The 6,894-nt window shown below is 31.9% G+C and carries 6 protein-coding genes and 1 pseudogene; all 7 read right to left on the reverse strand.

Translation table 11 applies throughout. The features are described 5' to 3' along the window. Window positions 1-214: 214 nt before the first annotated feature. Window positions 215-2,122 (reverse strand): bifunctional 4-hydroxy-3-methylbut-2-enyl diphosphate reductase/30S ribosomal protein S1, encoded by a 1,908-nt coding sequence (locus tag ACESM9_RS06300; RefSeq protein WP_372996403.1) that lies wholly within the window; start codon window positions 2,120-2,122, stop codon window positions 215-217. Beyond that, a complete protein-coding gene (locus ACESM9_RS06305; protein WP_372996405.1) occupies window positions 2,115-2,687 on the reverse strand; it encodes a lysophospholipid acyltransferase family protein in 573 nt (190 codons plus the stop codon). The genes ACESM9_RS06300 and ACESM9_RS06305 overlap by 8 nt, the downstream gene beginning before the upstream one ends. Window positions 2,688-2,689: 2 nt before the next feature. Then, window positions 2,690-3,349, reverse strand: coding sequence for a (d)CMP kinase (cmk, locus tag ACESM9_RS06310; protein WP_372996407.1), 660 nt, complete (start codon window positions 3,347-3,349; stop codon window positions 2,690-2,692). A gap of 12 nt (window positions 3,350-3,361) precedes the next feature. Continuing rightward, window positions 3,362-3,841, reverse strand: a complete 480-nt coding sequence (locus ACESM9_RS06315; RefSeq protein WP_372996409.1) for a hypothetical protein — start codon at window positions 3,839-3,841, stop codon at window positions 3,362-3,364. A 61-nt stretch (window positions 3,842-3,902) separates the two neighbouring features. Next, a complete protein-coding gene (locus ACESM9_RS06320; protein ID WP_372996411.1) occupies window positions 3,903-5,132 on the reverse strand; it encodes an NAD(P)/FAD-dependent oxidoreductase in 1,230 nt (409 codons plus the stop codon). Window positions 5,133-5,300: 168 nt separating this feature from the next. Next, on the reverse strand, window positions 5,301-6,554 hold the full coding sequence (locus ACESM9_RS06325) for a Glu/Leu/Phe/Val family dehydrogenase (RefSeq protein WP_372996413.1): 1,254 nt from the start codon (window positions 6,552-6,554) through the stop codon (window positions 5,301-5,303). Window positions 6,555-6,711: 157 nt separating this feature from the next. After that, window positions 6,712-6,894 (reverse strand): annotated as a pseudogene (locus ACESM9_RS06330) (N-acetylmannosamine kinase); the annotation flags it as partial.

Below are 6,894 nucleotides of genomic sequence, written 5' to 3' on the forward strand. Positions count from 1 at the left end.
TAACACAAAAATTACATAAAAAAAAGTCGTGATATGTGAACATATCACGAAAACAGAATGTAAAGGGGGTCTCAATGTATTTTGTGAGGTCATTAAGTATTATTTACAATATTTTAAAATTAATACATGAAAATAATAAAATTATAAAAAATATGTCAATCTTAACTTAAAAGCAAGATTGACATATTTTTTACTTATCCAATATTATAAATGTTTACTGTTCTACTTCTTTCATGCTTAGGCTTAATTTCTTTTCAGAAATATTTATATCAATAATTTTAGCTTTTACAATTTGATTTATTGTCAGCACATCAGACGGTTTTGCTATTCTTTCATCTGATATTTGGGAAATGTGTATCAACCCATCTACTCCAGGCTCAACCTCTACAAAAGCACCGAAGGGAGCAAATCTAAGAACTTTAACATCAATAATATCTCCTACATTGTATTTGTCTTCTATTGTAGACCAGGGCTCCGGCATTGTTTGTTTTAAGCCCAATGAAATTTTGTTTTTATCTTTATCTAGAGCAAGTATTACAGCTTCTACTTTATCGCCAGGTTTTACAACTTCTGATGGATGGTCTATTCTTGAGTATGATAATTCAGAAATATGGATTAAACCATCTACTCCACCTACATCAACAAAAGCTCCAAAATCAGTAATCCTTTTTACCTCACCCACAATTTTTTGTCCAACTTCTGCACTAGCCCAAAATTCATTTGCTTTTTTCTCTTTTTCCTCTAATAAGAAGTCTTTCCTGGAAACGATCACTTTTTTATTATCTTTGTCAAACTCAATAATTTTAACATTTATTTTGTCATTTTTATAAGACTCTAGATCACTGACGTATTTTAAATCAAATAAGGATGCAGGCATAAAAGTTCTTATTCCATAAACCTCTACAATACCTCCACCTTTTACAATTTCTTTTATAACACCTGGTACAGAAGTCTTTTCATTAAAGGCATATTCTAGTTTATACCAGTTCTTCTCAGCATCTACTAACTTTTTAGATAATACTACATTGCCTTCTCCATCATTTATGCTAACAACCTTAACTTCAATTTCATCACCAATTTTCACTAGTTCAGAAACTTTTAAATCCATATCCCAAGTTAAATCTTCTTTTTTAACTATTCCGTCAGCCTTATAGCCTATATTTACAATTACCTCTTCATCATTTAAAGATATTACAGTACCTTTTACTGTTTCACCAGGATGAAGAGATTTAAAACTTTTTTCATATTCCTCCATCATGTTTTCGTTACTAAAGTCTTGCATTTTTCTTATAACCTCCTTAATAATCCAATCAGGCGTTGAAGCTCCTGCTGTTATTCCAACTGTTTCCGCCTTCATGAGCTTTTCTTTTGGCAAATCCTTGGCAGTTTCTATATGGTAGGTATTATTACAAAACTGTTTAGCGATTTCATATAGCTTTATAGTATTTGAACTATTGAAACCACCAATAACTATCATTGTGTCAACATTTTGTGCTAATTCTCTTACAGATTTTTGTCTATTCTCTGTAGCACTGCATATAGTATCGTAAATTTCTACATCTTTAAATTTATCTTTAACCCTTTCTTTAATTCTATGCCAAAGATTTTTAGAAAATGTTGTTTGTGCAACTAAACATATTTTATCATAATAAGAGAGTTTGTCCACCATTTTTTCATCGTCTATTACGACAGCTTCATTATTACACCATCCATTAATGCCAATAACTTCAGGGTGGTTTTTATCACCAGCGATTATTATTTTGTAACCCTTGGCATGTTTCTCTTCAACAATTTTATGAATTCTTGAAACAAATGGGCATGTGCAATTTACAGTACTTAATCCTCTTGAGTTCATTTCTTCTAGAACCGTTTTGGGCACTCCATGAGATCTTATTATTATTAATGAATCCTTATCAATATCATCTAAAAGACTCTCAATCTCTATTACACCTTTGTTTCTTAAATCCTCTGTAACTTGTTTATTATGGATTAATGGTCCATAAGTGAATACTCTTTTTTCTTTGTTATTTTCTATGGTCTTTAATGTTTGGGCTACAGCATTTTTTACACCGAAACAAAATCCTGCATTCTTATCCAAAATTATTTTCATAATATCACCCATAATTTCTAATTGTTTTCATAATATCTATACTAATATTCGTATAATCCTCGTTTTTTAGTTTTAAATCAAAATACTTGTCAAGAAATATTGTTTTACCCACCCTTATTATTGTCTTGTTAAAGAACTTATAGTTAGTGTTAATTGATATAGGCACAATAGGACATTTTGATTTTATTGCCAGCATTGCGATGCCCGGTTCAGCTTTTAGTTCTCCAGTTTTGTTTCTTGTTCCTTCAGGAAATATACCAATATTTTGTTTTTCTTGAAGGAGTTTTAGCGAGATCTTTATGCTCTTTAAATCCGCTTGACCTCTTTTAACCGGATAAGCACCTAAATTACTTAATATATATCCAAAAAATCTATTAGAAAATAGTTCACTTTTAGCCATAAAATTAACCTTTTTAGGCAGATTAGCTGCTATAAGAATAGGGTCAATAGCTTTAGCATGATTTCCGCATACTATATATCCATCATCTTGTGGAAGATTGTCTAATCCTTCAATTTTAACACTATATAATAAGTTAAATAACGGTTTTAATATGAATTTAATTATATTATAAAACAATTCTACACTTCCCCCTTTATAGAAATATAATATAACATTTCTGATACAACTTCATCAACATTTTTACCGCTTGTATCAATTAAAATAGCATCCTCAGCCTGTCTTAAGGGGGAGGCTTCTCTATTGGTATCTATATAATCTCTTTCAATAATTTGCTTTTTAATTTCTTCTAAAGTAAATTTCTCTTTATCTAAAAGTTCATTATATCTTCTTCTGGCTCTTTCCTCTATAGAAGCAGTTAAGAAAAACTTTATAAATGCCCTAGGAAAAACCGTTGTCCCAATATCCCTTCCATCAACAACAACATTTTTATTTGCTGCTATTTTACGTTGTATGTTGACTACAATATCCCTTATTTCAGGGATCATCGCTATATATGATACTTTGGTGTTTACAGTATTCTCCCTTATTTCTGCGCTTATATCAACACCATTTAAATAGATGCTGTTATTCATAAAATCTATTGTTGAATTTTTTGTATGATGGATAATAGCCTCAACATCATTGATATCTATACCTAACTTAATAACTATGTATGTTATAGCCCGAAATAAAGACCCTGAATCGATATGCGTATAACCAAGTTTTATAGACAATCTTTTTGCAACAGTGCTTTTCCCTGCGCCTGCAGGACCATCAATAGCAATAACTTTATATTTCAAAACAACAACCCCCTATTTAAGCTTCACTCTCCCGATGGTAACTATATTACCCACTATATTATACATCATGCCTGTTTTGGGGAAAATTACATTTTCCGTAGTATCTAATATCATTATTTTTAATTCTTTATTCAAACCTGTCCCATCAATTTCAATTACATTATCATTGTACACATTTAAATCTATAATTTCTGTTCCCTCATTTTTTATCAATTCTCCGTTTATGTATATCTTAATTTTCGATACATCCATATTGTTTTCTGCTTTTAATCTTATCACACCTTTAGATTCATAGTGATAACTTTCAATAATTGCCTCTCCTTCAAGCTTTATAGTAGAATTTAAAGGTATAATATCTAAATCCAGAGCAATAATAGACTGGATAAATAGAGTTAGAGACAATAATAGGGTAAGGACTTTTCTTAGTTTTTTCCCTATGCTTTCCCACCACTGAATATATTGAAGTTTCTTTTTATCCAATCTTGAGCTCATAATATATCCCCCAAAAGAATTTAATGTCTTTATTATGATGCTCAAAAATTCCAGTTTATAATCAACAATTTAAGCCTGCTGTATAACCTGTAGAAAATGCAATTTGCAAATTATATCCGCCTGTAAAAGCGTCTATATCCAAAATCTCTCCTGCAAAATACAATCCCTTAACAATTTTTGATTCCATGGTTTTAGGGTTAACCTCTTTAATATTCACACCTCCGGATGTAACAATTGCTTCTGATATAGGTCTTGTACCAATTATCTCAAATGACAAGCCCTTAAGCAGATTTACAATAAACCTTCTTTCTTCCCTTGTTATCTGATTAACCTGCCTATCTTCTGGTATGCCTGAAAGTTTTATGATTACTGGAATCAGCTTTTTGGGGAGTAAATCATCTAATGAATTCTTATAATATTTATTTTTATATAGTTCAAAATCCTTTAAAAGCCTCCTGTCAAGCTCTTCGTGTGTTAATCCAGGCTTCAAATCAATCATTATGTATGTCTGTTTATTCTTATATATTTTTTCAGAGATATAGAAACTAGCTGATAGAATCAAAGGCCCAGATAAACCATAATGAGTGAATAACATCTCTCCAATATCCTCGAAAAGCACTTTATTGTCGCATATTGCTTTAACGGATACATTTCTTAAGGATAAACCTTGGATATCCTTGATAAATTCTTCTTTAACTACTAATGGTACTAAAGATGGCCTTAATTCTGTAATCTGGTGTCCAAGCTTTTTAGCAAACTCATAGCCATCGCCTGTTGAGCCTGTTAGAGGATAAGATAAGCCTCCTGTAGCAATAATAACGGATGAACAATATATAAAACCACCTTCAAGTTCTAAGCCTTTGATTTCATCCTTCTCAGCAATAATTGATTTTATCTTAGTACCGAGCCTTACCGCAACATTATTATTTCTTAAGTGCTTTTCCAAGGCTTTTATAACATCACTGGATTTATCAGATAATGGAAAAATTCTTCCACCTCTTTCGACTTTCGTTTTCAAACCTAATTTATTAAAAAAATCCACTAAATCATCATTGAAAAAGTTATTAAAGGCGCTGAATAAGAACTTAGAGTTTCGAGTTATATGTGTAATAAATTCTTCTTTATCAGCAGAATTTGATAGGTTACATCTACCTTTTCCTGTAATGAATAGTTTCTTGCCTAATTTATCATTTTTTTCTATAAGCAAAACTTTTTTCCCTTTTGAACCAGCTACTCCTGCTGCCATCATTCCAGCAGGTCCGCCGCCTATAACAACAACATCAAACTTCATAAAATACCTCATCCTATTTATAAAATTGCTTACATTATATCATATAATTAAAATATCCTATAACCAAAGTATTATTAAAAAAATGCCTTTTATTCTTGTCATATATAGTTTTAAACATATCATAAAAAAACCTGTTCAGTGAACAGGTTTTTCTATGATATGTTTATTTTAGTACCAACCTCTAATCTTCATTGCTGCTGCAATTTTCTTTACAGAATGCATATATGCAGCAGTTCTCATTGGAACATTATACTCTTCTTTAATCTTATATATAGCATTGAATGCTTCAACCATTGCTCTTTCTTCTTTTTCTTCTACTTCTTCTTCTGTCCAGTAGTACCCATATAGATTCTGTACCCATTCAAAGTACGAAACTGTTACGCCACCAGCGTTAGTTAAAATATCAGGTGTTAACAGTATGCCTCTTCTATTTAAAACTTCGTCTCCATCAGGAGTAGTAGGTCCATTAGCTGCTTCACATACTAATTTAGCTTGAATTTTTTCTGCTACTTCTCCGGTTATTTCGTTTTCTAATGCAGCGGGAACTAAAATATCTACAGGCATTGAGAAGAATTCGTCTTTTGTTATCTCTTTTGAGCCTGGGAATCCAACAATGGTCTTATTCTTCCTCATGTAGTCAACTAATGCATGCATGTCAAATCCATCTTCTTTGTAAACAGAGCCGTTCCATTCACAAACAGCAACTACTTTACCGCCAAGTTTTTCCATGTTATATCCTGTATGGCTTCCAACATTTCCAATTCCTTGTAATGCTATAGTTGCACCATTAAAATCTATTCCTAACTTTTTAGCTGCTTCTCTTGCTGTAACAGCAACACCAAAACCTGTAGCAGCTGTTCTGCCCTTTGAACCACCGAACTCTACTGGTTTTCCAGTTATAACTCCTAGGGCACTTCTGCCTACTAATTTGTTATATTCATCAACCATCCAAGCCATTACTTGACCGTTAGTACCAACATCAGGAGCAGGAACATCTACTTGTTCGCCTAATATTTTGTGTATTGCGTCAATATAACCTCTTGATAGTCTCTCTAATTCTCCTTTTGATAAAGTGTTAGGATCTACTATTACGCCACCTTTACCTCCGCCATAAGGTATACCTGTTACACAGCATTTAAATGTCATCCAAATAGATAAAGCCATTACTTCTTCTCTATTTACATTAGGATGGAATCTTACACCGCCTTTAAAAGGACCAACGGCATCATTATGCTGTGCTCTGTAACCTATGAAAACTTTTACAGAACCATCATCCATTTTTACAGGAATAGCAACTTCTAGAACCTTCAAAGGCTGTTTTAAAATTTCATAAACATCTGCTTCTAGACCTAGTTTGTCGCACGCCTCTTTAACCTGTTTTTGTGCGTTTAAGAACGGATTTAAATTATCTTGGTGTGCCATATTTAAATAGACCTCCTAATAACATATATTTTATTTAAAGCAGTGGGTCTGCTTTAAATTCCATAATATAACTTTAACTCTATTAAGATATTCTATATGTTTTGCCGAAATCCTTCTATTTATGATAATAAATTAATAGTTATATTATTATTTTGTCTTAGGAATACACTTTATACTTCTCCCAAATATCTTCAAGTTTACCAAAGGTTGAAGCAACTTTTCTTTTTTCTTTGATACCAACAGCAATGACTAATGCATTAAGCAAGCTTAAAGGAGCAACCAAGGAATCTACGAAGGATTCCATGTTGCTCTTAGCAGTAAGAGTATAATCAGCATATGA

The sequence above is a fragment of the Lutispora sp. genome (genome assembly GCF_041687175.1).
Lineage (GTDB): Bacteria > Bacillota > Clostridia > Lutisporales > Lutisporaceae > Lutispora.

Coding starts and splice junctions, on each gene's coding strand:
- ACESM9_RS06300 (WP_372996403.1), bottom strand. CDS start 2,122: ATGGGTGATATTATGAAAATAATTTTGGATAAGAATGCAGGATTTTGT.
- ACESM9_RS06315 (WP_372996409.1), bottom strand. CDS start 3,841: ATGAGCTCAAGATTGGATAAAAAGAAACTTCAATATATTCAGTGGTGG.
- ACESM9_RS06320 (WP_372996411.1), bottom strand. CDS start 5,132: ATGAAGTTTGATGTTGTTGTTATAGGCGGCGGACCTGCTGGAATGATG.
- ACESM9_RS06325 (WP_372996413.1), bottom strand. CDS start 6,554: ATGGCACACCAAGATAATTTAAATCCGTTCTTAAACGCACAAAAACAG.